The 19,266-nt window shown below is 41.6% G+C and carries 24 protein-coding genes; 10 read left to right on the forward strand and 14 right to left on the reverse strand.

The annotated features are described in order from the left end of the window. The first annotated feature begins 114 nt into the window (after positions 1 to 114). The 5 genes from C508_RS0110330 to C508_RS0110345 all read left to right on the forward strand — a co-directional run bounded on the left by C508_RS0110330 (position 115) and on the right by C508_RS0110345 (position 3,641). Positions 115 to 1,170 (forward strand): IS30 family transposase, encoded by a 1,056-nt coding sequence (locus C508_RS0110330; RefSeq protein WP_018703490.1) that lies wholly within the window; start codon positions 115 to 117, stop codon positions 1,168 to 1,170. Between the two features lie 128 nt (positions 1,171 to 1,298). After that, a complete protein-coding gene (locus C508_RS19470; protein WP_018703491.1) occupies positions 1,299 to 1,946 on the forward strand; it encodes a lytic transglycosylase domain-containing protein in 648 nt (215 codons plus the stop codon). Positions 1,947 to 1,971: 25 nt separating this feature from the next. Then, on the forward strand, positions 1,972 to 2,508 hold the full coding sequence (locus C508_RS0110340) for a hypothetical protein (protein ID WP_018703492.1): 537 nt from the start codon (positions 1,972 to 1,974) through the stop codon (positions 2,506 to 2,508). A gap of 22 nt (positions 2,509 to 2,530) precedes the next feature. Then, on the forward strand, positions 2,531 to 2,800 hold the full coding sequence (locus tag C508_RS20320) for a hypothetical protein (RefSeq protein ID WP_156817613.1): 270 nt from the start codon (positions 2,531 to 2,533) through the stop codon (positions 2,798 to 2,800). Between the two features lie 46 nt (positions 2,801 to 2,846). Beyond that, complete coding sequence (locus C508_RS0110345; RefSeq protein ID WP_018703493.1) at positions 2,847 to 3,641, forward strand: hypothetical protein; 795 nt, start codon at positions 2,847 to 2,849, stop codon at positions 3,639 to 3,641. Positions 3,642 to 3,674: 33 nt separating this feature from the next. Here C508_RS0110345 and C508_RS0110350 read toward each other — a convergent pair whose 3' ends face one another. Beyond that, entirely contained in the window at positions 3,675 to 4,121 is a 447-nt protein-coding gene (locus C508_RS0110350) for a hypothetical protein (protein WP_018703494.1), read from the reverse strand. Positions 4,122 to 4,232: 111 nt separating this feature from the next. Between C508_RS0110350 and C508_RS18305 the strand changes: the two genes are divergently transcribed. From C508_RS18305 to C508_RS0110365, 3 genes are all read left to right on the forward strand, one after another. Beyond that, positions 4,233 to 5,444, forward strand: a complete 1,212-nt coding sequence (locus C508_RS18305) for an LCP family protein (protein WP_018703495.1) — start codon at positions 4,233 to 4,235, stop codon at positions 5,442 to 5,444. Positions 5,445 to 5,458: 14 nt separating this feature from the next. Beyond that, positions 5,459 to 7,249 carry a hypothetical protein gene (locus tag C508_RS0110360; RefSeq protein ID WP_018703496.1) on the forward strand — a complete coding sequence of 597 codons (1,791 nt, stop codon included), beginning with the start codon at positions 5,459 to 5,461 and terminating at the stop codon, positions 7,247 to 7,249. Positions 7,250 to 7,452: 203 nt separating this feature from the next. Next, positions 7,453 to 8,394 (forward strand): tyrosine-type recombinase/integrase, encoded by a 942-nt coding sequence (locus tag C508_RS0110365; protein ID WP_018703497.1) that lies wholly within the window; start codon positions 7,453 to 7,455, stop codon positions 8,392 to 8,394. Positions 8,395 to 8,407: 13 nt separating this feature from the next. On the opposite strand, the gene C508_RS0110370 is transcribed toward C508_RS0110365, so the two are convergent. From C508_RS0110370 to C508_RS20925, 12 genes are all read right to left on the reverse strand, one after another. Beyond that, complete coding sequence (locus C508_RS0110370) at positions 8,408 to 8,722, reverse strand: hypothetical protein (protein ID WP_018703498.1); 315 nt, start codon at positions 8,720 to 8,722, stop codon at positions 8,408 to 8,410. Positions 8,723 to 9,191: 469 nt separating this feature from the next. Then, positions 9,192 to 9,356 (reverse strand): hypothetical protein, encoded by a 165-nt coding sequence (locus C508_RS20325; protein WP_018703500.1) that lies wholly within the window; start codon positions 9,354 to 9,356, stop codon positions 9,192 to 9,194. Positions 9,357 to 9,361: 5 nt separating this feature from the next. Then, positions 9,362 to 10,342 carry a site-specific integrase gene (locus C508_RS0110385; RefSeq protein WP_018703501.1) on the reverse strand — a complete coding sequence of 327 codons (981 nt, stop codon included), beginning with the start codon at positions 10,340 to 10,342 and terminating at the stop codon, positions 9,362 to 9,364. Between the two features lie 11 nt (positions 10,343 to 10,353). Then, positions 10,354 to 10,809: a PIN domain-containing protein gene (locus tag C508_RS0110390; protein WP_018703502.1), complete on the reverse strand. Its 456-nt coding sequence runs from the start codon at positions 10,807 to 10,809 to the stop codon at positions 10,354 to 10,356. Position 10,810: 1 nt separating this feature from the next. After that, positions 10,811 to 11,059, reverse strand: a complete 249-nt coding sequence (locus C508_RS0110395; RefSeq protein ID WP_018703503.1) for an AbrB/MazE/SpoVT family DNA-binding domain-containing protein — start codon at positions 11,057 to 11,059, stop codon at positions 10,811 to 10,813. Between the two features lie 302 nt (positions 11,060 to 11,361). Beyond that, positions 11,362 to 11,802: a DUF5348 domain-containing protein gene (locus tag C508_RS0110400; protein ID WP_018703504.1), complete on the reverse strand. Its 441-nt coding sequence runs from the start codon at positions 11,800 to 11,802 to the stop codon at positions 11,362 to 11,364. A 129-nt stretch (positions 11,803 to 11,931) separates the two neighbouring features. Next, positions 11,932 to 12,333, reverse strand: coding sequence for a hypothetical protein (locus tag C508_RS0110405; protein WP_156817614.1), 402 nt, complete (start codon positions 12,331 to 12,333; stop codon positions 11,932 to 11,934). Next, positions 12,284 to 13,039, reverse strand: a complete 756-nt coding sequence (locus tag C508_RS19475; protein WP_018703506.1) for a phosphoadenosine phosphosulfate reductase domain-containing protein — start codon at positions 13,037 to 13,039, stop codon at positions 12,284 to 12,286. Before C508_RS19475 ends, C508_RS0110405 begins: the two co-directional genes overlap by 50 nt. Before the next feature lie 392 nt (positions 13,040 to 13,431). Further along, a complete protein-coding gene (locus tag C508_RS0110415; protein WP_018703507.1) occupies positions 13,432 to 13,623 on the reverse strand; it encodes a helix-turn-helix domain-containing protein in 192 nt (63 codons plus the stop codon). A 359-nt stretch (positions 13,624 to 13,982) separates the two neighbouring features. Next, entirely contained in the window at positions 13,983 to 14,144 is a 162-nt protein-coding gene (locus C508_RS20330) for a MerR family transcriptional regulator (RefSeq protein ID WP_018703508.1), read from the reverse strand. Between the two features lie 197 nt (positions 14,145 to 14,341). Further along, positions 14,342 to 15,454 carry an RNA-guided endonuclease InsQ/TnpB family protein gene (locus C508_RS0110425; protein ID WP_018703509.1) on the reverse strand — a complete coding sequence of 371 codons (1,113 nt, stop codon included), beginning with the start codon at positions 15,452 to 15,454 and terminating at the stop codon, positions 14,342 to 14,344. After that, the gene (locus tag C508_RS20925) at positions 15,411 to 15,578 is read right to left on the reverse strand and encodes a transposase (RefSeq protein WP_215731967.1); all 168 of its coding nucleotides are present in this window, start codon (positions 15,576 to 15,578) and stop codon (positions 15,411 to 15,413) included. The genes C508_RS0110425 and C508_RS20925 overlap by 44 nt, the downstream gene beginning before the upstream one ends. A gap of 167 nt (positions 15,579 to 15,745) precedes the next feature. On the opposite strand from C508_RS20925, the gene C508_RS0110430 reads away from it, so the two are divergent. Together C508_RS0110430 and C508_RS0110435 are read left to right on the forward strand one after the other, a co-directional pair. Then, complete coding sequence (locus C508_RS0110430; protein ID WP_018703510.1) at positions 15,746 to 17,608, forward strand: ATP-dependent helicase; 1,863 nt, start codon at positions 15,746 to 15,748, stop codon at positions 17,606 to 17,608. Between the two features lie 70 nt (positions 17,609 to 17,678). Beyond that, the gene (locus C508_RS0110435) at positions 17,679 to 18,410 is read left to right on the forward strand and encodes a hypothetical protein (RefSeq protein ID WP_018703511.1); all 732 of its coding nucleotides are present in this window, start codon (positions 17,679 to 17,681) and stop codon (positions 18,408 to 18,410) included. Between the two features lie 31 nt (positions 18,411 to 18,441). Here the strand turns inward: C508_RS0110435 and C508_RS0110440 are convergent, their stop codons facing one another. After that, complete coding sequence (locus C508_RS0110440; protein ID WP_071595789.1) at positions 18,442 to 19,221, reverse strand: RecB family exonuclease; 780 nt, start codon at positions 19,219 to 19,221, stop codon at positions 18,442 to 18,444. Positions 19,222 to 19,266 lie beyond the last annotated feature (45 nt).

Below are 19,266 nucleotides of genomic sequence, written 5' to 3' on the forward strand. Positions count from 1 at the left end.
AAAGGTTGATTGTAAAATGAAGTTGAACACTTAAGAAAAAAGTCCATGGTGACTTTTCCTCGTATGGTAGAATGGAGTTCTCACACAACCATCACCAACGAGGAGGCAATCACTATGGACTGCCATGATTATATCATACAAGAGCCAGAACGCAAGCGCGGCCAGCACTTAGGGAAAGAAGAACGAGGTGCTATTCAGCACCTAAATAAGCAGGGCTATTCATTACGCAAGATCGCTCAAGCCATCAATTGCTCGCCAAGTACGGTTATGAACGAGCTGCGCCGGGGAACGCCGCTGCGCAAAAGCAACAGAGGTCGTGCGCCTGAATACAACGCTAAACGAGGTCATGCGGTCTACAAGGCTAACCGAACACGCTGCAAGAAAAGGCATCGTATAGTGGAGTGCTCGGCCTTTGTTAAATGGCTAGTAAAAATGGTTCGCAGCCATACGTGGTCCATAGATGCTTGTGTAGGCCATGCAAAGCTTCATAACAAATTCCCTAAAGAGCAGCTGGTGTGTACCAAAACGCTATACAACGAACTGGCATCCGGCAACTTGCCTCTATCACTTTTTGACGTGCCGGAATTGCTTAAACGCAAGCGCAGAAAGGTCAAAAGCCATGAACATAAACGCCTGAAAGGCCGTAGCATCGATGAGCGCCCCGCTATTGTTGCGGAACGCACCGAGTTAGGACATTGGGAAGCCGACACAGTGGTCGGCCTGCGCAATGGCAAGGAAGCTGTCGTTTTGACACTGATCGAACGCGTCACAGACCATTATCTTGCCATTCACATTCCCGGAAAAACAAGCGTGGCCGTGATGAATGCCATGAGGCAACTATACAGTGAATATGGCAACCAGTTCAGTACTATCTTCAAAACAATCACCACCGACAACGGTTCTGAATTTGAAGACTTTGCAGACGTTCAGCAATGGGGCACGAAAGTTTTCTTTGCTCATCCTTACTCGTCTTGGGAGAGAGCCATAAACGAAAGGCATAACGGTCTCTTGCGCAGGTACATTCCCAAAGGCACGTCTATAGAGAGGTATACTCCCGAAGAGGTGAAGGGCTTTGCTGATGAAATAAACGCTCTTCCACGCAAGCGCCTCGGTTATCGAACTCCAGACGACCTTTTCGAAGACTTTCTTGACTCTATTTATGCTGCTTAATTTAAACTACTGTTCTACTTTACCAAAGTGTTCAACTTGCACTTGCAATTTGCGGATAATTTTTAAATAACAAGGGAGGGGAGCGCTAAAGTATCTAGTGATACTCTTAGTTAATAAGCGCGATGATGATGAAAAAGTGGGTTGTATTGGTCATGGTGGGAGCTCTCATGGTTTGTTGTACTTGCGAAGCAAGCTGGGCTAAAACGTCTGATGGTAAATATTACGAAATCCCAGATGCAGGGAGCGCAGCGTCAACAACTCAAGCCGAATCCTATTCGTCTCAGCAACAACAAGATATGGGCCAAACATACTATCAAGTTATTATGAGACATATTTATAGAACGTCACCGTATTTAGGTATGGATTGGGCCGATTCTGTCGCGCGTTGTATTTTATCATCTTGCGTGAAATACCAAGTTGATCCATTGCTAGCAACAGCTCTTTTTACGCAAGAAAGTGGGTTCAATAATTCGGCGGTATCTTCTACCGGTGCGATTGGAATATCGCAGCTTATGCCTTCTACCGCTGAGTCGTTAGGCGTCAATCCGCAAAGCCCTGCCGAGAATATTGATGGAGGTGTTAAATATCTCTCGTATCAATTGCAGCAGTTTCAGTCAGCAGGAGAATGGTGTTTTACCTACGCTATAGCAGCGTACAATGCCGGTCCAGGACGAATTTTTCAATATGGTGGCGTACCACCATACCAGGAAACTATTAACCACGTTAGAAGCATAGGAGCTATATATACAAGATTGGTTAGTGACATGTCTGCATAGGTTGGTTATTTGAAAGGAGGTCTTTATGGATTATTGCAGTCAGTGCAGAGGAAGTTTAATATCGGACGTTGACTTGCCAACAGGGGAAGGGGCCTATATTTGCTCTAGATGTGGGAGTGTATTTTTAGTCGATGGACTGCAAATTTTAAAAAGTATCTCAGTACCTAAGAGATGGCCGTTTCCATTAGAGGAAATTCAATTGCAACCCGGGGAGACATTGCCTGATGAGGAATATCTGCAATCGCTTCATATACACCCAGTAAACAAAGAAATTTTAAGACGCATGGCTATCTTGATTGTTCTTTGCAAGCGGTTCAAGTATAAGTATTATCCGAGGGAAGGTATTGTTGGTATTTATTCGTTAGGGGATCGATGGAGTGTTGATATTACCTCTCCTAAAATGAAATTGATGCACGCGAATACACGCCATACCTTAAATAACAGTCATGTTCAAAGATGTTTCACGAAAATCGAAGAATTGGTTTTATATCTTCGCCATCACGATCGCTATCTATATGGACCACGGTCAAAGGAAATGCGGGTATTAAAAGCATTAAGCTAATAAGGCAAGGAGAGCGGATAGTATGGGAAAGAGAAGTGCCGCTTGTGCGGAAAGCTGTTATAATCCGGGTATGAATTTCTTGGTCCGTCCCAAAGAAAGATACTTATCTTGCGATTACTGCCAGCACTTTGTGCCACCTATAGCTGATGCGCAAGGAAACTTATCTGCTAAAGCCGTTTTTTATTGTACCGCGTTGAAAATATCGTTTTTTGAAAAAAATGCGTATCGATTTAATGAATATGGTACCCGTGAAATCCCATCGTTGTGTCAGGGCCATTATAGAAGGAAGTAGAACGAATTCCCCTGCGTTGCAGGGGAATTTTCTTGAGGAGATTAAAATGGCAAAAATTCACTGCATGGCATATCTTGAAAGATATTGCATATCTTGCAAAAAAAAGATTCTTGGACGAATTTTTGATTATGGAGTAAAAGATCCTGATTTTGTAGAAGATTGGTGCGAAGAAGTTGAGTTGTCTATTTTACCCTTGCCTTGCGATTCCTGTGGAAACAGTTCATACCCATCTCTTCTTTCAATCTATGAACAGGATCAGTATAATCGCCCGATACGAAGGATTTACGCAGAACGTATTGGGCGTTTACATGCATTAGAAGTGAAATATAGGGAATGTAGGGAAGAAATAGACAAGAGAAAAGAAGTTCCCTTTATTGAATCAAGTGAAGATGAAAACGGAAAAAGGCTTCAAAAAATGGTTCTATCGTATGTTGAACTGGCAGCCAAAATGAGGGCAAGGATTGTTGAACTAGAGTCTTCCCAGACTAAAGTGATTAAGTCGGCAACGGAGCCGCCCGAGGAAGAGGATTCGCTTAATGATGATGATTTGTACAGCCTGGCTAAACTCGAAAATAGAAAAATAGGAGTGTTTGGGTGGCCAAAGGACATAGTTCAATTAGAAGGAGTTTTATTTCAATGGCACCATGGAAACTGTATTGATCATAAGGCTGTCTCCTTAACGGAAGATGCAGATATTTTGGTGTGTTTGACTCGGTACAGTGATTCAAATTTGATATGGTGGTTGCAAGATGTTTCGATATCGCATCAAATCCCTTTAATTCTTTTAGACAACAAAAATATCCACCATATTATTCAAGCAGCTTCCAATATATCAAACTAGAAAGAGCAAGCCATATAGGCTTGCTCTTTTATCTTATTCGGCTTTTCTTCTTTGGGTATTATGAGAATTTCTTTCGTATCGATTGATAACCGTTACCTTTGGTGCCTGAACAACAGCAGGAGGTTCTGGAGTACCTTTTTTCTCTGGTTTTTCTTTTTTTGGATGTTGCTTTTGATTGGATTGTTGTGGCTGCTGCGGCTTAGCAGGAGACGAATTCGATTTATTAGATACTGGCTCGGCGGTACTAGCTTGAGTATCTAAAAGTGGTTCTCCTTGGATTGAAAGAATGCTGCTTTCCGGAATTAAAAGTATTTTCCCATCTTCTTGGGAAAGGCATAAAAAGGTGGTGTGGCTGTTGGGAGCAATACCAACTATATCTTGCGCTGTACCTGTTACTGCACCCTTTGCAGTAAGCATTTTATTTTTCGTTTCATACGCAATTGTAACTTGTTTTAATCCTAGGTCAGCCCATTTTTTCATAAAATAAAACCTCCTAAAAAAATTTCTTCTTAACTATAGTATACGGACAAAATTTGAAATTAAATCCGTATACTATAGCTAAGAGGGTAAATTATCAAAAGGAGTGAGGCTATGAAACGAGTGATTCGTATTAGAGGACGACCTTCCGATCTTAGACCCATAGAGTCTAAAAAACAGTTTAAAAGGCTCTATCCGTGGCTGCTAGGACTTTTTGTTTTATCACTCAGCCTATCGTTTGCTTGGACTTCTTGGGGAAATATGCTTTTCCCAAAAGAAGACAAGAACGCAAAGCAAATGGCCCAAGCGGACGATGGAACGGTACCACTAAAAGGCAGATTTCTTTTACTTGGCGTGGATGAGCGGGAAGAGGATCGTGGACGGTCTGATGTAATGATTTTGGTTGACCTGACAGGTTCTTTACCAACGTTCACTCACATTCCAAGAGATACTCGTATACCTGTTACTGGATATGGTTTAACAAAAATCAATCATGCGTATGCGTATGGAGGTGAACGTTTAGCGAAAGAAGCGGTGGAGCTTCTACTCGGCAAAAAGGTAGATCATACCATTGTTGTGACAACGCAGCAGTTTGCCAAAATTATTGACGCTATGGGTGGTGTTGATATTGATATTGCAAAATCAATGCATTATGAGGACCCATGGGACGATAACGGTGGCCTAGTAATCAATTTTGAACCTGGCCCCCAAAAGCTAGACGGTCGTCGTGCCCTTGAGTATGCACGTTTTCGTGATGGAGAAGGGGATATCGGACGGATAGAGCGTCAAAAACAAGTCATTACGCAGGTGATTTTAAAAATGGCCAATCCATTGAATTGGCCCAAGTTGGCAACTGTTGTTCATGAAGATGGTTTGTTTCATACCGATGCAAACACCTTGCAGCTTCTAGGAGCTGCTAAAACTCTGGTGTTGAATCATCAACTTTGCCATTTTGAAACAGTGCCCGGCCATCCGGAAATGATTAACGATATTAGTTATTGGATCGCTGATGGTGAGAGCCGGTATATCGCGCAAAACACTCTTTCGCAAACATTCTCTTATTCCACGGTAGAACAGGATTTAAGCGAGTTTTCTGGTGCTAGTCGCTCATCGAAGAAGGAAGACGTAAATGAAAGCGCATCTTCCAATTCGAGAAGAGCAGCTGCTGCATCACCCCAGTCAAGTAAAACGTCTTTGGAAGGAGTAACGTATACGGCATCCGCGAGAAGGGCTACAGCGGAAGAGGTCGAAGTGATTCGAAAAAAAGAGACCTATAGCCGGGTAAACCAAATGTTAGATCAAACCAAGAAAGCAATTGGAGAATAAATGGGGGTGAATCTGTGCAAGTAGTTCGAAGAGACGGATTGGAAAACGTGATCTATGATATGAAAGTCGGGTGGTGTCTTTCTCCGTCTAATAATGAAGAGGAAATCAGAGAAATTTTTAATCACACCTTTCAATGGAAAACAAGTGCCGAAGGCAGTGTTGCAACGTTTCCAGACAACAAACATGATGTGAAAATTTTCGGCATGTACAAGATGAACGGGGAAGGACGATATGATCTGCTGCCTGGTGCGGATATGATCATTGGTGAAACAGCTTGGCAAGCGTTTGTTCCTTCTTTTGAGGGCGCTGCAACACGAAGCAAAGTCTATCCGGTAGTATTAGTGTCTGACCATAATGAATTTATTGAATGTGAAATCGGTGAGCTATTAAACATTTTTAAAGCATTGAACAGCCAGCGCAACAAAGAAGCGGCCGCCTTTCTCTATGGGCGATATACGGCTTCAAAATGGGATGAAGAATTAACGTCGCAGTTGAAAAGCAAAACAATCTCCTATTGGCGGTTTGTTAAAGAAAATGGAACGACAGTTCCTAAAAATGAAACCTTACGGTATTATGTTGCAAACATTCAAGGCGGAGGGGACCTGCGCTTAGAAAATGTTCCAACTCGCCTTTCCAGGCATTGGACTGAGGCTCCTGCGCCACAAGCAGGCATGATTGACCCTGTAAGTTTTTACTTGTCTTGTGGTGTTATTCCAGACTGGCGCTTTGGTGACGACAATTCCGAATTTGTCAAAGAGTCCATTTCTCTAATCCACGATCGCTTTGGAATTGAACGGGTTGGGAATTGCTTTTGCAAAGAGGAAAACGGGTTAATTGAGCAAGTCTGGTCGTATGATCCCTTGTTTGATAAAGAGTCGTCAATCCTTGGTGAGCAGTTAGCGGAAGGGGTTTATCAGAAAAGAGAGACCGACCGGGTAACATTGTTCGGTTTCTTCCAGCCTGGAACCTTTGGAATGCATCAAGAAGACTTGGTTATGTCGGAATTCATGATTGAAGGCAATCTGTTTGCAGCCGTTGGCGATATTGAAAAAGCACTGAGACGAAAAGCGAAACATCAATATTGGAAAGAACGGCTAGTCGATCTTCGCTCTCGTCCGCGACCCAAAGCAGTACCGGCAGCGCCGCAAGTGCTTGAGTTGAGAGAGGCGCCGGCGGCAAATAAACCGGTGAATCCGTTCTTTACTTCCCATGAAACCAAAAACCATTCTAATGAAGTACCTGTGGCGGTTTGTGAGCCAGCCGAATTACCACCGACTATGGTGGTTGCAGAGGAATCTACTCCCCAGGAGCCGTTGGCAAAGGAAAAGCAAGTTGAGGAAATCAATGCAAATCGACCGGCGGTTCCCTTACGGGTGGTAGAAAACGTACCGGGGGATAATCTTCAAAGAAGGGAAAATTCACTTTTCAGAAGTGATCATTCCCCACAGAGAAGGATGTTTGGAACCCATGGCGGCCTTAAACCTGGCTTTGGCTCCAACGTCAGCAATGGTCAAAACAATCGGGAATACCAACAGCTGCTTCAATCGCAGTCTGAGCGTATGAGCATTTCACTGGATCAAGTTAGGATCACATCGGAACGCTTGAATTTGCGGAATGACTTTGATGAGTTCGTAAGCCATTTCGCACAATTGTTCCCGGATAATGCAAAAGCCAAAATTCCGCTGCAAACGCTTATGGAATACGATGAGTGGCCAAGCATTGAGGCAAACGTGCTCTTTAGACGCTGGTTTCTCTACCATGCTACAAGAAATACGTCCGGTCCACAAAGGCTTTTGGCAAGATAAAAACAGGGAGCTAGGTAAAAAACACCTAGCTCCCTGTTTTTGTTAAACTATGAATGACTATTGATATTATCAATACTAAAACATACTACAAAACCCAGCAAAAGCTACACTTCCGGCCGATTATCGCTAATAAGATACTAGGATACCAAACTTATGTTTTGTATAGTATAATAATGTTAGATTAGTAATAGAGGAGGGTTGACATGGGAAAGACAATTGAAGAATTTTTGGAGACCTATATGGACGATTTAAGAAAGGATATTTCTCATGGTAGGCCCTCTCCAGATACCCTTCGTTCTTATCAAACTTCGATATCCAGATTTCTAGATTGGTGCAACCAAAAGAACATTGGCCCACTTGAAGTTATTGAATCTGATGCTAAAGACTATCGTGACTTTCTATGGGCAGCTGGTCGGAAAACTACCACGGTGTCACTTCACTTGTCAGCGGTTCGCCATTTTTTTCGGCTTGCTTCAAAAATGGACTTGTATCACAAAAAAAATCCCTTCGGGGATATATTTGCAGGATTGCCAGTAGAAAAATCGTTAGCTCAACTTCATTACTTAGAAGCCGAACATGTTCAGGAGTTGTTTGATGGTATTGCAAGGGAAGAGATAGATCCGGTACGTTCCATTAGAGATCGTTTGATCATTGCACTAATGATACTCCAAGGGCTGAAAGTTATCGAAATTGAACAAATGAATGTTGAAGATCTTGACCTTGATCAAGGAGCTGTCCTAATACGTGGACGCAGGAAACAAGAATGGGTTCCCGTTCGGTTCGATGTTGTTGAATTGATTAAGGCGTATCTGGAGCTATCGCCGCTCCGATTAAAAGATTCGTCAGGCACTCCATTATTTGCAAGCGTTTCTAATCGCAGCCAGCACAAACGGTTAACAAGGGTTGGCATTCGAGCCATTATAAATGGCCGCCTAGAAGATCAAAACCTAAAAAGGCCGGGCCTTAGCTGCCAAACACTGAGAGATACCTGTGGCGCCTTGATGTATAAAGCTGGCGGCGATTTAACGATAGTGCAGGATGTAATGAGACACTCTAAAAGTGAATCTGCCCAAAAGTTTATTAAGGTCCAGGAGCGATTACTCAAACGTTATACTGAAGCTATCCCGGTTAAGGTAATAAAGTAAAGAGACGGACTAATTATTGTCCGTCTCTTTTTCTTATTTCCCTCGCTAACGCTAAGGCTTTTTCGGAAGGGATAATACTGGGAGCTTTAGCTTTGCTGTTTTTGTTATTTTCTTTTTCGACAATAATTGTTGCGGCAACTATATCTCTAAGTTCAACACAAGAGTTTTCCGAAAACGAACTTTCTTTATTCACGAATGCTTTCATTTTCTTCATGGCTTCGTTGTATCCATGGGCATAAGCGATAGTGTAAATTATTTCTAGAAAGTCATCGTTAAGATTTAAAGCTTTTATATGCTTAAATGCATCAAAGTGTAGAGAGGTTTTCATAGTCTATCACTACTTTCATTTTGGTTTGTTTTGATTATGAAATTGCTCAAAGCGCTCCGTGTTTTTCCCCATGCTGCGCAAGTGTTCCATTTGGGATTGAAAAATGACTTCGCGGCCGGCTTGAAGAAATTCAGTGGGGTTAATATTGATAGGGGAAAGCGTATGCACGAAAAGGCCTAAGAAGAAGATCACTGCGCGGCATACGAAGTAATAAAAAACCAACTTTTTCATCCATCTAATCATGACATACGCACCTGCCTTTCAAAATAATTGAACTTGGCCACTCTCATCTATTGAAAGAGGGTTTTTGTCCTTTTTTATTATTGAACTTCCTTTAATCAATTTACCACAAGTTGGACAATATACGTCACACGATGGCAAGGCCCAGATAATACTTTTATCGCATTTGGGACAAATGAACTCAATAAGTCGATTGCCATCACAGTTGTCGCTCAAATTGAGACCCTCCTTATTTGCTCATACAAGCAGTTGAACAATACACGGTCATATCTTCTTTCAAATGCCAGCCGTTCTGGATGCACACCTCTTCTAAAACGGTAGGAGAAGAGATATCTGCTTTTAGGTGAACCGCTTTTCCACATGATGCACAAACCAAGGTTACAGCCGTTTTCATTTTTATCACTCCTCTGATTTTATTATTGTGCTTAACCCGTTAGAAGAAAATACATCGCTTTCTTCAATATATCGGCGGACCATTTTCTCGCTTCGGTGTCCGGTTTGCTTCATTATATGTCGTTCAGCTGCGCCGGCTTTTGCAGCGGACGTAGCGAAACCTCTTCGTAAACTATGACCGGCAAACCGCTTTGGATCAGCACCGATGCGTAGGGCAAATTCCTTAACGGTTTTTGCAACAACCTGATCGGTTAAACGACTGGATTTTACCATATCCAGCGACCGTTGTTTAATCGGACGAAATAGAGGGCCTGCTTTAATATTTGCAGCTTCTAACCAGGCTTCTAGTGCTCGTACCGGACATATTTGAGGGATATCAATATTTCGGTTGATTCCCTTAAATTGTCCGGCGCCATCAGGATCGTTCTTAGCATGGCCTAGGAAGACTTTTATTCCTTCTTTATGATAACTTAGATCCTCGCAGTCTAGGGCCACCAATTCAGACCGTCTAAAAGCGCCAGCAAAGCCAAAGAGAAGTATAGCGCGGCTCCTAAGGCCTAATAGGGAGGTGTCAAACGCTAAAGGAACTTTTTTTAACATTTGCCACTCAATTGGTTCTTTCCCTTTTTGAAAAGTGCCTTTGCTTTTTCGAATGCCTTGCAAGGTAAGCCGTACATCTTCCGATAGAGTAGGAGAGGGAATACCCGCTGCTTTATGGGCTTCGCTAATCGCTGTGAGTTTTCTTGAAATCGTATTTGCTTTAACGTAGTCAGCCAAATAGGAAATATATTCTACAAGGACATTGGGAGCCGTGGGAAGCGGTTCTACGTTCATGCTTTTACACCAATAGATGTAATCGGTCCAATCGGCCTTGTACGCTTTAATCGTATTCTCGGCCTTAGCATGGCTTAAGTACTTTAGAGCCTTTGCAGAATAGGACTGTTTTGAAAAGGGTACTATATTACCGCCTGATTTTTTTAAATGCACTTTGCTTCACCTCAGTTTGCCGGTACTCCAAATACCAAGATACCCGATAGCGGAGATTCGTCTGTGCAGCAGCTGTTATAATGCCCCACTTTTTCGGGAAGTGTCGTAATTGTTGCCCCTAAGAGTTTGGCTGTTGATGCAACAAAGAGTAATTCGTTTGTTAACGGGTATTTTTGAAGGTCTAATCCCTCTTGGCTCGAATACCAATTGCGATAAATACCCGCATATTTTGCTATATCATTTGAAATGGGGATGCAATTAAAATGAGATAATAGGTCAGTTAGTTTTTGCGTTTCTTCGGCCGAGCCACCAACAAACTCTTTTCTTGAGTAAATTTCAAATAGGCTTGCCGCGGACACGATGATTTCGCGTTGACTTGCTAACAAGAGGCGCAGTAGCTTGCTGCAACTTTCATTTCTAGTAAGGTGGCCGATTATTACCGAACTATCAATTATAATCTTTTCCATATTAAATCACCTCCTGGGCGTTTTTATACCATAAGCCTGAAGTAGCTTCTAATGCGCTGATCGCGACTTCGCGCCGTTTGGTATGGGAAGATAGATTTTCGAGATCTTGACTGGGAATAATAATAATTTCGTTTTTATCCGTAATATCAATAGCAACTGCATCTTTGTCAATTAGTCCGCATTTCCTGCGAAAAGATATCGGGAGTGTTAAAGTACCTTTTTTGCCAAGAGATATAAAAGCCTTACTCATTATAAAAACCTCCACAAAAACTATATTTATACTATAATTATAGCATGAATACTAAAAATATGTGAGTTCGGATAGTGTGGAAATGGTAAAATTAAAAGTAACGATAAATTATAATTATCGTTACTTTAGCCTTGCGAACCCTGTCGGGATTCCGCTGTTTTTTTGTCCAGTGACACTTAGACGCATACTTTTTGAGAATTTAGATTTATACTGCTTTTTTGCAAAAAAAGATGTTGTTTAAAAAGTACGACAAACTTGCAAAAATATACTTTTGCTATAAAATCTTTCAATGTTTACTTTTCTTATTTTTTGGTTCTAACTAAAGCTCCGTCTAGTTTTACGTGCGGCCTAGCTGTGAAATAATAATCGCCTTTTTGATGCTCAATACTGGTAGGTATCCATGTGTAAAATTCATCTTCATCGTCATAGAATGGAAGAAAGACTTCGCAAGAATCTCCGCATGTAAAATATCGCTCTGTACCTTCGAGTTGATACCTTCCTTCGGAATTTAAGAAAAGAGTACCTTTCGCTTCTACCGGCATGAAAAGCCGTTCTAAGCGCCAGGCAACTTCATCAAATGGGCGGTTGGCTAGGTTTCTTAAATGTTTTACCTGGCAGCGTTCTTCCTCGGTTGCCTCTTCCGGTGAAAACTCATTGTCCAGCCATTCTATATCCCTTTGCAGTTCTCGTAGCACTGGCAGTGCCGATCTAAAGCGTTCAATCATTCCAGGCTTTAATGCCATATTAAAAACTCTCCTTTTCAATAATTTTTTTCCAATCAGCTAGTATAGTCGTTTTACTCATAGCCAGTTTCTTTAAAATGAGTATAACATAAACCAAGAGAGAGAAAACTAAGTTTTCTCTCTCTTGGTTTAATTAGTATTCTCTTGTTTTTTAAACCCTGCTGATTCTAAGGCCATTAGTAATGCTTGCTCGTGAGTTAGCTTGGTTATAGCCCGCAATTTCTCATAAATCTCGAAAGCAACAAAAATGTTTTCTACTACTTCTTTTACCATTTCCATATTAGATGCCGCAAATTGCATAAAAGGGAATTTGCGGTCAAGGCATACCCCAACAGGAACATCTTCGAATGTGTCGTCTTCTAATGCAATAAGTAGAGGATTTATTTGCTCTGCGTCCATAGTCGCATCTTCATCACAAGTAACAATTCGCAAGCTATCATTAAAATTTGGATTTGGAAAGCAGGGTATACCCTGCTTTCCTTTAAAATGCGCACATGCAAGGGATTCCGTAATCTTCTTCATCTTCATCAAATAAAGAAATACTCCCTCTTTCCCATTCCAAAGCTAGTTCGATCAATGAAATGTTTTTAAAAACAGTATGTCCAGTTGACTCTTCTCTAGCAACTGCTTTTGCAAATTCATCCGGATAGTATTTCCAAACTTTTTTCCAAGATGACTTCCCTGCTTTATAGCAAGGGATGCAATTATTATGTTTCATAAATCGATATGCGTTTGGGAGACATATCTTCCATTCTTGCTGAATAATGGCTTTAATATCCGCATTAAGAAGGTTCTCTTCAAACAGAAGTGAACGTACTTTGCGATTAGCCATTTCCGCTCGCATAGTGGCTTTCTGCACCCGGCTCCACTCCTCGGGTCCAAACCCATTATAAGTGATGAAGGGTATAGAAGCTTTCCTCAACGAAGTATAAAACTTTTCTGCAGGTGCCTGTTTTAATGCTTGAGTACAAAAGGGCATCATGTTACTTGGTAGGGCTTGATACTGATCGATAAGCTCCCATAACGACCGCCCATCGGAGCATTCTGTTATAGGAATGTCTAAATAAGTTGATACATCATTGATAAACCTAGCCGTATCTGGATCTTCCGCCTTTGTGTCATGGTGTAAGAGGATAATATCTTCCTTGGAAACCCTTTGAGACACCAAGTAAGCAACATAAGCGCTTGCGGCGCCTCCACTAAATTGAACCACATGTTTGCAATTTTTTGTTTCCATTTTCTACCCGCCAATTTTTGTGTATTCACAAAAATGACAGGTAGTAGATGACACTAAAAAACGTGTCTTCCGCGCCTTCCCATGCTCGTCGTTTTGACATACGACTCACGCTAGTTATCGGCTACTTTATGGCTTCATTTGACAGCATATGCGGCGCACCTCGACAGGTGGTTGTCCTCCTATTAACTGTGTGTGCAGTTTCACGCCTCGCCAACCCAGGTTAGCCTGGGACTCGAAAATGGAAACGAAGAGATGATAAATTTGTCTTCATAAAATTCCTCCTTAGCGCATCTGCGCAAATTTTTGTTTTCATTTTTAGTATACCGTTTGTTCCTAAATAAAAAAAAAGAGCAGGGATCCAAAACCGCACGCGGTAATGGCTCCCTACCCTATTATTTGGATGCTGTTTTTGGTTTTCCAAACACCCTATTCATTCCCTCTGTTGTAACTAACCAGGTACCTCCTGATTTCTTTGCTTCTGAATCAGTAAATTTTTTTCGAATACAGGCATATCGGATAGTTGAAACTTCTTTATTCCATATTTTCGATGCTTCCGGTATAGTCATTATCTCATTCAGTTCCATTTCTATACAGCACTCCTATAAAATGTAAATTCACGACTTCGGGAACAAGAAGCAGGCTCAAATATAGTATTTCCATAGCAAAATCAAAAATCCTTTTTTAAAAAAATAGGACCGCTAAAAGCGGCCCTACCATTAAAACATATTATTTTTTATATGTTAGTGTAACTTAATGTGTTTTGATATATTTCAATGAATTGGAGTTAAGACAGATTGCTTTAATGTCCAGTGCTTTCGATGCCCCTTTTTTTCACAAGCTTTGCAAATGGGGGGCTCTGGTTGGCTGCAATCCCAATTAGCGCATGTTCCGCATCGCACCGTTATTGTTGCGGGAGTTACCGAAGATACGTATTTTGAACTTACTAGGCTTGTTCCTTTAAACATAGTGCAGAAATGCCTCCTTTTTTCATCCATTTAACAATTTCCTTTTCACTGACTTTTAACAGAACGGCAATTTCTTTTGGTGAAAATGCTTCTACCAATAAATGACTGGCCACACTCTTATTGAATCGTGGTTTCCTCATTATTATCATCAGCTCCTTTTAAAAACATATGAAGCATAAAGCGACCGCTGTAATGCATATACCTGCACTAAAGAAGAGCTGATTAGTGACAACTCCCCCGCCTAGCTTCGTTAGGAAGGGGCTTCTCGGTTCATCTACGGTTAGCAACCTACCCATATCCCCGAAGGCCGTGTCCCGGCCCTAATTGTTTGAGTTGCTTAGCTCTCCAATGCGATAGCTAGAATATTTATAGCTGCGTTTACATCGCGCTGAATGCTGAGGCCGCAGTGCGGACAATTATGCCAGCGTTCCGAGAGTTTTTTCGGCACGAGTTTGCCACAACCGGAACAAATCTGACTTGTATAGGCGGGTGGTACAGCAACCACTTGGCGACCAGCGTCACTCGCTTTGTACGCCAAGAAGTTGAATAGCATGAACCAGGCTGCATCTGTTATTGATTTTGCTAAGTTATGGTTCTTAACCATGTTTTTGACTTGCAAATCTTCGTGAGCGATTAAATCGTTATTGTTGACTAGTTCGCGGCTTACCTTGTGCGCTATATCCCTGCGTTGATTGGCCACCTTTTCATGTTGCTTGGCTAGCAGAGCAACCGCTTTGCGTCTGCGCTTCGAGCCTTTTTTACGGCGACTAACTTGCCGTTGCAAGTATTTTAGCCGCTTTTCGGCTTGGCGATATTTATCTAGTTTCGGAAAAAATTGACCGTCAGATGTGATGACAAAATCAGCAACGCCAACGTCAATGCCCACGCTATCGCCAGTAGAGAGCATTGTTTGCATTTCAATCTCACACGAAAAACAAGCATAGTATTTGCCGTTTTTGCAAACGATTAAACACGTTTTGATTGTGCCGCAAATCGGCCGATGCAATTTGATTTTAATCGTACCGATCTTGCTTAATTGCAAATGACTCTCGCCAAGATTAAAACCAGACTGTGGATAGCAAAAACTATCGTAATGTTGTCGTCCCTTGAATTTAGGGAATCCCGGTTTTTCTGTGCCCTGCTTCACGCGGCGGAAGAAGTTCTTGTAAGCCTTATCCAGTCTCGCCGCGACATCCTGAAGCACTTGAGAATGAACTAAACTCAGATATGGATTTGAGAGTTTGAGTTTTGGTAGCTGGCTAGTCTGATCGAATTTGGTCGGAGAGGACTTGATTTCCTGATACGTGTAAATCCGATCTTCCAGCCAATAGTTATAAAGTCGGCGGCAGGTCTCGATAGTTTGATCTATAATCTGAGCCTGCTCTTTTGATGGGTAGAGACGATATTTAAACGTCTTTATGGTTCTGGTTTTCGACGTATCGTTTGACATCAGCTAACTTCACCTCCCCGACAGAAGCTAAGAAATAACTTGGCGACCATAGGCTGCCGCCCCAAAGTTGCTTTTTAATTTCCGGGAACTCTTTAAAGAGCAGACGAGCCGAAACGGTTTTCAAGGAGTTGATGACTTTGGAAATTGTTCATATGGTAACACCTTTCTTTTGATTTTTTTTAGTATAGCAATGAATCGCTCTTTTGCGTGGAAATACGGTTGTTTACGAAATAAAATCAAAAAAATTCCGTATACTAAAAGAGATGAGTCTAATAGTAAGGAGGTGCTCGTATGGGATTAGATCAAAGGCAACAAATGGTCGTTGATTATCCTGTAAATACGCCCGTGTGTATAAGCGCGTGCGCCGGCGCCGGTAAAACAACGGTACTTATTGAACGTATCCTACATTTAATTGATCAAGGATTTAGAGACTATCAAATTTTAGCCCTTACCTTTACGAAAAAAGCCGGGACAGAAATTAAAACCAGGCTAGCCAGTAAGGGCGGTATGAAAGCTAAAAAGGTTATTGCAGGTACATTTCATTCCCTGGCGTTATCTTATTTGAAACGAGCGAGTGAATTTGTTCCTAATCCAGTGCCGTATACTTTTGATGCTATACTCTCGGAAAGAGACAAGCATAATATTGTTATTTCATTATTAAACGAATATGGCTATGAATTGGACCCTTCAAAGTTACTGCAATTCATTTCATGGCAGCGAAACAGTCTACTTATGCCGGGAGATAAATTAGACTATTCGTTGTGTGAGAGAGATAAACAAGAAGAAGTTACAGCGATGTATGCAGCGTATCATAATAAAATTAACGAGTTAAAAAAGATCGATTTTGATGATATGCTGGTACGCTTCTATTTCATGTTACGTCAAAATCCTGACTTTCTCAAAAGAGTGCAGCTTCGTCATCGATATGTATTGGTTGACGAATTTCAAGATACTTGTGTGGCTCAGCATGAAATTTTAAAATTGCTTGCTTCTCATGGCCGGCTGTTTGCAGTGGGCGATTCAAGACAGTCTATCTATTCATGGCGAGCTGCGCGTCCGGATATTTTGCTAAATTTTAAGGATAACTGGCAGAAGTCTGAAATGCTATCTTTGGATACAAACTATAGATCCGCAGGCCCCATTGTTGAATTAGCAGACTTTTTTATTCAGCAAGGATTGATAAACTATCCCGGCCGTACACTGGCCTTTCATAAAGAGGGTCTGCCTGTTAGTTTTAAGGCTTATAATGATGAAATAGCGGAAGCAAAAGGCGTGGTAAAGGAAGTCGATCGCCTGATTCAAGCCGGGACTGATCCGAAGGATATTTGTATATTGTTCCGGACAAATGGACAGTCGATCTCTTTTGAAAACGAGCTTGCTATTTCAAAAATCCCGTTTTATTCACCGCGGACCAACTTTTTCAAATCAGAAGCTGTTAAAATAACATTAGCTTATTTGCGCTTAATGGTTGAATCTGACAATGTAGATGCTTTGCGTTTAGCTGTTAAAACACCGCCCAGAAACATCACAGATAGTTATATTCAAAATAAAATCAATTTAGCCAGGGATAATAACATGCCGTTAGCAGAATGCTTTTATAGCGAGGATGCTAGTGATGATGCCATCGAATTTGCGAACCTGATGGGAATGTTGAGACGCTTTAGTAAGCGTTCACCCGTAGATGCGATAGCTGCCATTATGGCCATGACGGAATGCAGCAAGTACGTTACTGTATCAAGCAGTCCGGATTCATCTGCTCAGGAGATGGAAAACCTTCTATTAAGTCAAGCCAGACAATTTGATTCGATTGCTGGCTTTCTATCTCACTTAAATCTTCTTCAAACTACAGGCAACAACGAAGAAGAAGGTGTGCGCTTGCTTACAATCCATAGTGCCAAAGGGATGGAGTTTCCGATCGTCTTTCTTGTAGGTATTGCGGATGGCATTTTCCCGGCCAGAACCTCTACAGAGGTTGCTCATGAGGGCTCACTATCCCCTCTTGAAGAGGAACGACGTCTTTGTTATGTAGGTATTACCCGGGCGAAAAAAAACCTTTATATTTCAAGCCTAGACTCTTATGCAGAAAGACTCCTTCCAGGTGCATCGTTTTTTGACGAACTAAGAACGATGGCTCATTCTGCCAGAGAAGATTAACCCCCTATTTCGCAAGTCTTAAAAGCCATTTCACATCTAAAATACTATTTATTTTAAGGAGGATTATTTTATGAAAAAAGCGTTGGTCTTAGTAAATTACGAGATGTGGTACCATAGTGCCCATAACGAAGGAGAACAGCCAAAAGTGAAAGAGCTTATGGCTTCGTTAGAAGATCGATATACTTTGAGCAGGTTGGCCTTTTTAGGTGATTTTTCTAAGGCGCCCCTTAAAAACCAAATATCAGCACTAAATGTATTGCCTTATAATGAAGTGGTCGTAATTAACACGATCGATGAAAATCATCAAGAGAATCCTTTATTATTTACTATGGCTGAAGAATTATTTTTGTATGTAACAGCGATTCCAGAACAGGATCGAAATGCTCATGCGGTGGTTCTTATGAACGGAGATTGGAGAATAAACGGGATAGCTGCACAACTGGCCGAATTGAATGTTGAACTTCATGTTTTAGGGCCAGAAGGAACACTTAATAGTGATTTAAAGGATATCGCTTATTCTTTCCATGAGTTTTCGGTAACGAATCCCAATAAAGAACTTTATGAAACGCTACTTCGAGAAGAATTCGTTAAACGATTCAAGTCTTGTGAAGATACAGAAACCCCTTTGGCATTTAAACCCTTTGCAGCTACCGCAGCGAAGAAGCTAAAGCTTAAGCCGTTGCAAGCGGAAGCGCTGCTTTCAAAAATGATCGATAATGGTGAAGTAATACGGTACATGCAACAAGCCGACGATGGGAAAACCTATCGCCTAATTAAAGCCAATTGGGAAATGCTAAACTAAAGAGAAAGAGCCGCCTTAGGCGGCTCTTTCTTTATAAGCATCGCTGCGTACCACTTTGACAGTGATAAAAATAGGGGCACATTTTAGGTGAGCACCGATACGTGTCAACATTTGGGTAAAAATTTCCTGCCTGGATTTGCATCCAGACTCCGGCAATCGTCTTTGCGCAAATATCAAGGTCTTGCTGATTGCGCTTAGAAGAAAGAGTAATCGCTTCAATTTCCTTTTTGGTTACCAATACATCTAAATTTACGCTAGCTTCTTCCATCGCCATCTCGCTTCGATATGCCATAGAATAAATGGAAAGTTGGACGTTTTTTTGAACATCACTTTGCGTTGGTGTTTTAGCGTAACATTTTAGGTCCCGGATATTTCCGTCTAAATCGATATTATCTAAGATAGCGATAAGACGAACCGGTCCTATAGGAGTCATGATAGAAAAGTAAAGCGTCTGCTCAACCATAGCCGGCTCAAATGTTGGAGCAACGGTCTCCACAAAAGCTTTCGCTAATGCAATGCTTTGGTCTTTAAAAAAGCCTGGATCATCTTCTCCAAAATCGGTTAACTCGGATTCTTTGTCGAAGGTTTCCGAAACAAAATCCAGAACTTCTTCTAGGCTGGGAATAATACTTGGGTTCGTTCTCGCTTCAATACGCCGGCGCCCATGCAATTCAGCGCCAGCATGTACTGATTTTCCGCGAGCTAAAGGTGGCGTTGGTAATGAGCGCATCCCATCAATATATCTAAAATAATACATCGCTGGGCAACTCATAAAAGTACCTATTCTCGATGCAGATAAATCGTATTTCATATTAAATCCTCCGTGAACGACAGGCAACCGAAATGGCTGCCTGTC

The organism is Anaeromusa acidaminophila DSM 3853, assembly GCF_000374545.1.
Taxonomy (GTDB): domain Bacteria; phylum Bacillota; class Negativicutes; order Anaeromusales; family Anaeromusaceae; genus Anaeromusa; species Anaeromusa acidaminophila.

Bases quoted from the DNA above. Each gene is read 5' to 3' on its own strand.
- C508_RS0110330 (WP_018703490.1), top strand. From the start codon at position 115: ATGGACTGCCATGATTATATCATACAAGAGCCAGAACGCAAGCGCGGC.
- C508_RS19470 (WP_018703491.1), top strand. From the start codon at position 1,299: ATGAAAAAGTGGGTTGTATTGGTCATGGTGGGAGCTCTCATGGTTTGT.
- C508_RS0110340 (WP_018703492.1), top strand. From the start codon at position 1,972: ATGGATTATTGCAGTCAGTGCAGAGGAAGTTTAATATCGGACGTTGAC.
- C508_RS20320 (WP_156817613.1), top strand. From the start codon at position 2,531: ATGGGAAAGAGAAGTGCCGCTTGTGCGGAAAGCTGTTATAATCCGGGT.
- C508_RS0110345 (WP_018703493.1), top strand. From the start codon at position 2,847: ATGGCAAAAATTCACTGCATGGCATATCTTGAAAGATATTGCATATCT.
- C508_RS0110350 (WP_018703494.1), bottom strand. From the start codon at position 4,121: ATGAAAAAATGGGCTGACCTAGGATTAAAACAAGTTACAATTGCGTAT.
- C508_RS18305 (WP_018703495.1), top strand. From the start codon at position 4,233: ATGAAACGAGTGATTCGTATTAGAGGACGACCTTCCGATCTTAGACCC.
- C508_RS0110365 (WP_018703497.1), top strand. From the start codon at position 7,453: ATGGGAAAGACAATTGAAGAATTTTTGGAGACCTATATGGACGATTTA.
- C508_RS0110370 (WP_018703498.1), bottom strand. From the start codon at position 8,722: ATGAAAACCTCTCTACACTTTGATGCATTTAAGCATATAAAAGCTTTA.
- C508_RS20325 (WP_018703500.1), bottom strand. From the start codon at position 9,356: ATGAAAACGGCTGTAACCTTGGTTTGTGCATCATGTGGAAAAGCGGTT.
- C508_RS0110390 (WP_018703502.1), bottom strand. From the start codon at position 10,809: ATGGAAAAGATTATAATTGATAGTTCGGTAATAATCGGCCACCTTACT.
- C508_RS0110395 (WP_018703503.1), bottom strand. From the start codon at position 11,059: ATGAGTAAGGCTTTTATATCTCTTGGCAAAAAAGGTACTTTAACACTC.
- C508_RS0110400 (WP_018703504.1), bottom strand. From the start codon at position 11,802: ATGGCATTAAAGCCTGGAATGATTGAACGCTTTAGATCGGCACTGCCA.
- C508_RS19475 (WP_018703506.1), bottom strand. From the start codon at position 13,039: ATGGAAACAAAAAATTGCAAACATGTGGTTCAATTTAGTGGAGGCGCC.
- C508_RS0110415 (WP_018703507.1), bottom strand. From the start codon at position 13,623: ATGGAACTGAATGAGATAATGACTATACCGGAAGCATCGAAAATATGG.
- C508_RS20330 (WP_018703508.1), bottom strand. From the start codon at position 14,144: ATGAGGAAACCACGATTCAATAAGAGTGTGGCCAGTCATTTATTGGTA.
- C508_RS0110425 (WP_018703509.1), bottom strand. From the start codon at position 15,454: ATGTCAAACGATACGTCGAAAACCAGAACCATAAAGACGTTTAAATAT.
- C508_RS0110430 (WP_018703510.1), top strand. From the start codon at position 15,746: ATGGGATTAGATCAAAGGCAACAAATGGTCGTTGATTATCCTGTAAAT.
- C508_RS0110435 (WP_018703511.1), top strand. From the start codon at position 17,679: ATGAAAAAAGCGTTGGTCTTAGTAAATTACGAGATGTGGTACCATAGT.
- C508_RS0110440 (WP_071595789.1), bottom strand. From the start codon at position 19,221: ATGAAATACGATTTATCTGCATCGAGAATAGGTACTTTTATGAGTTGC.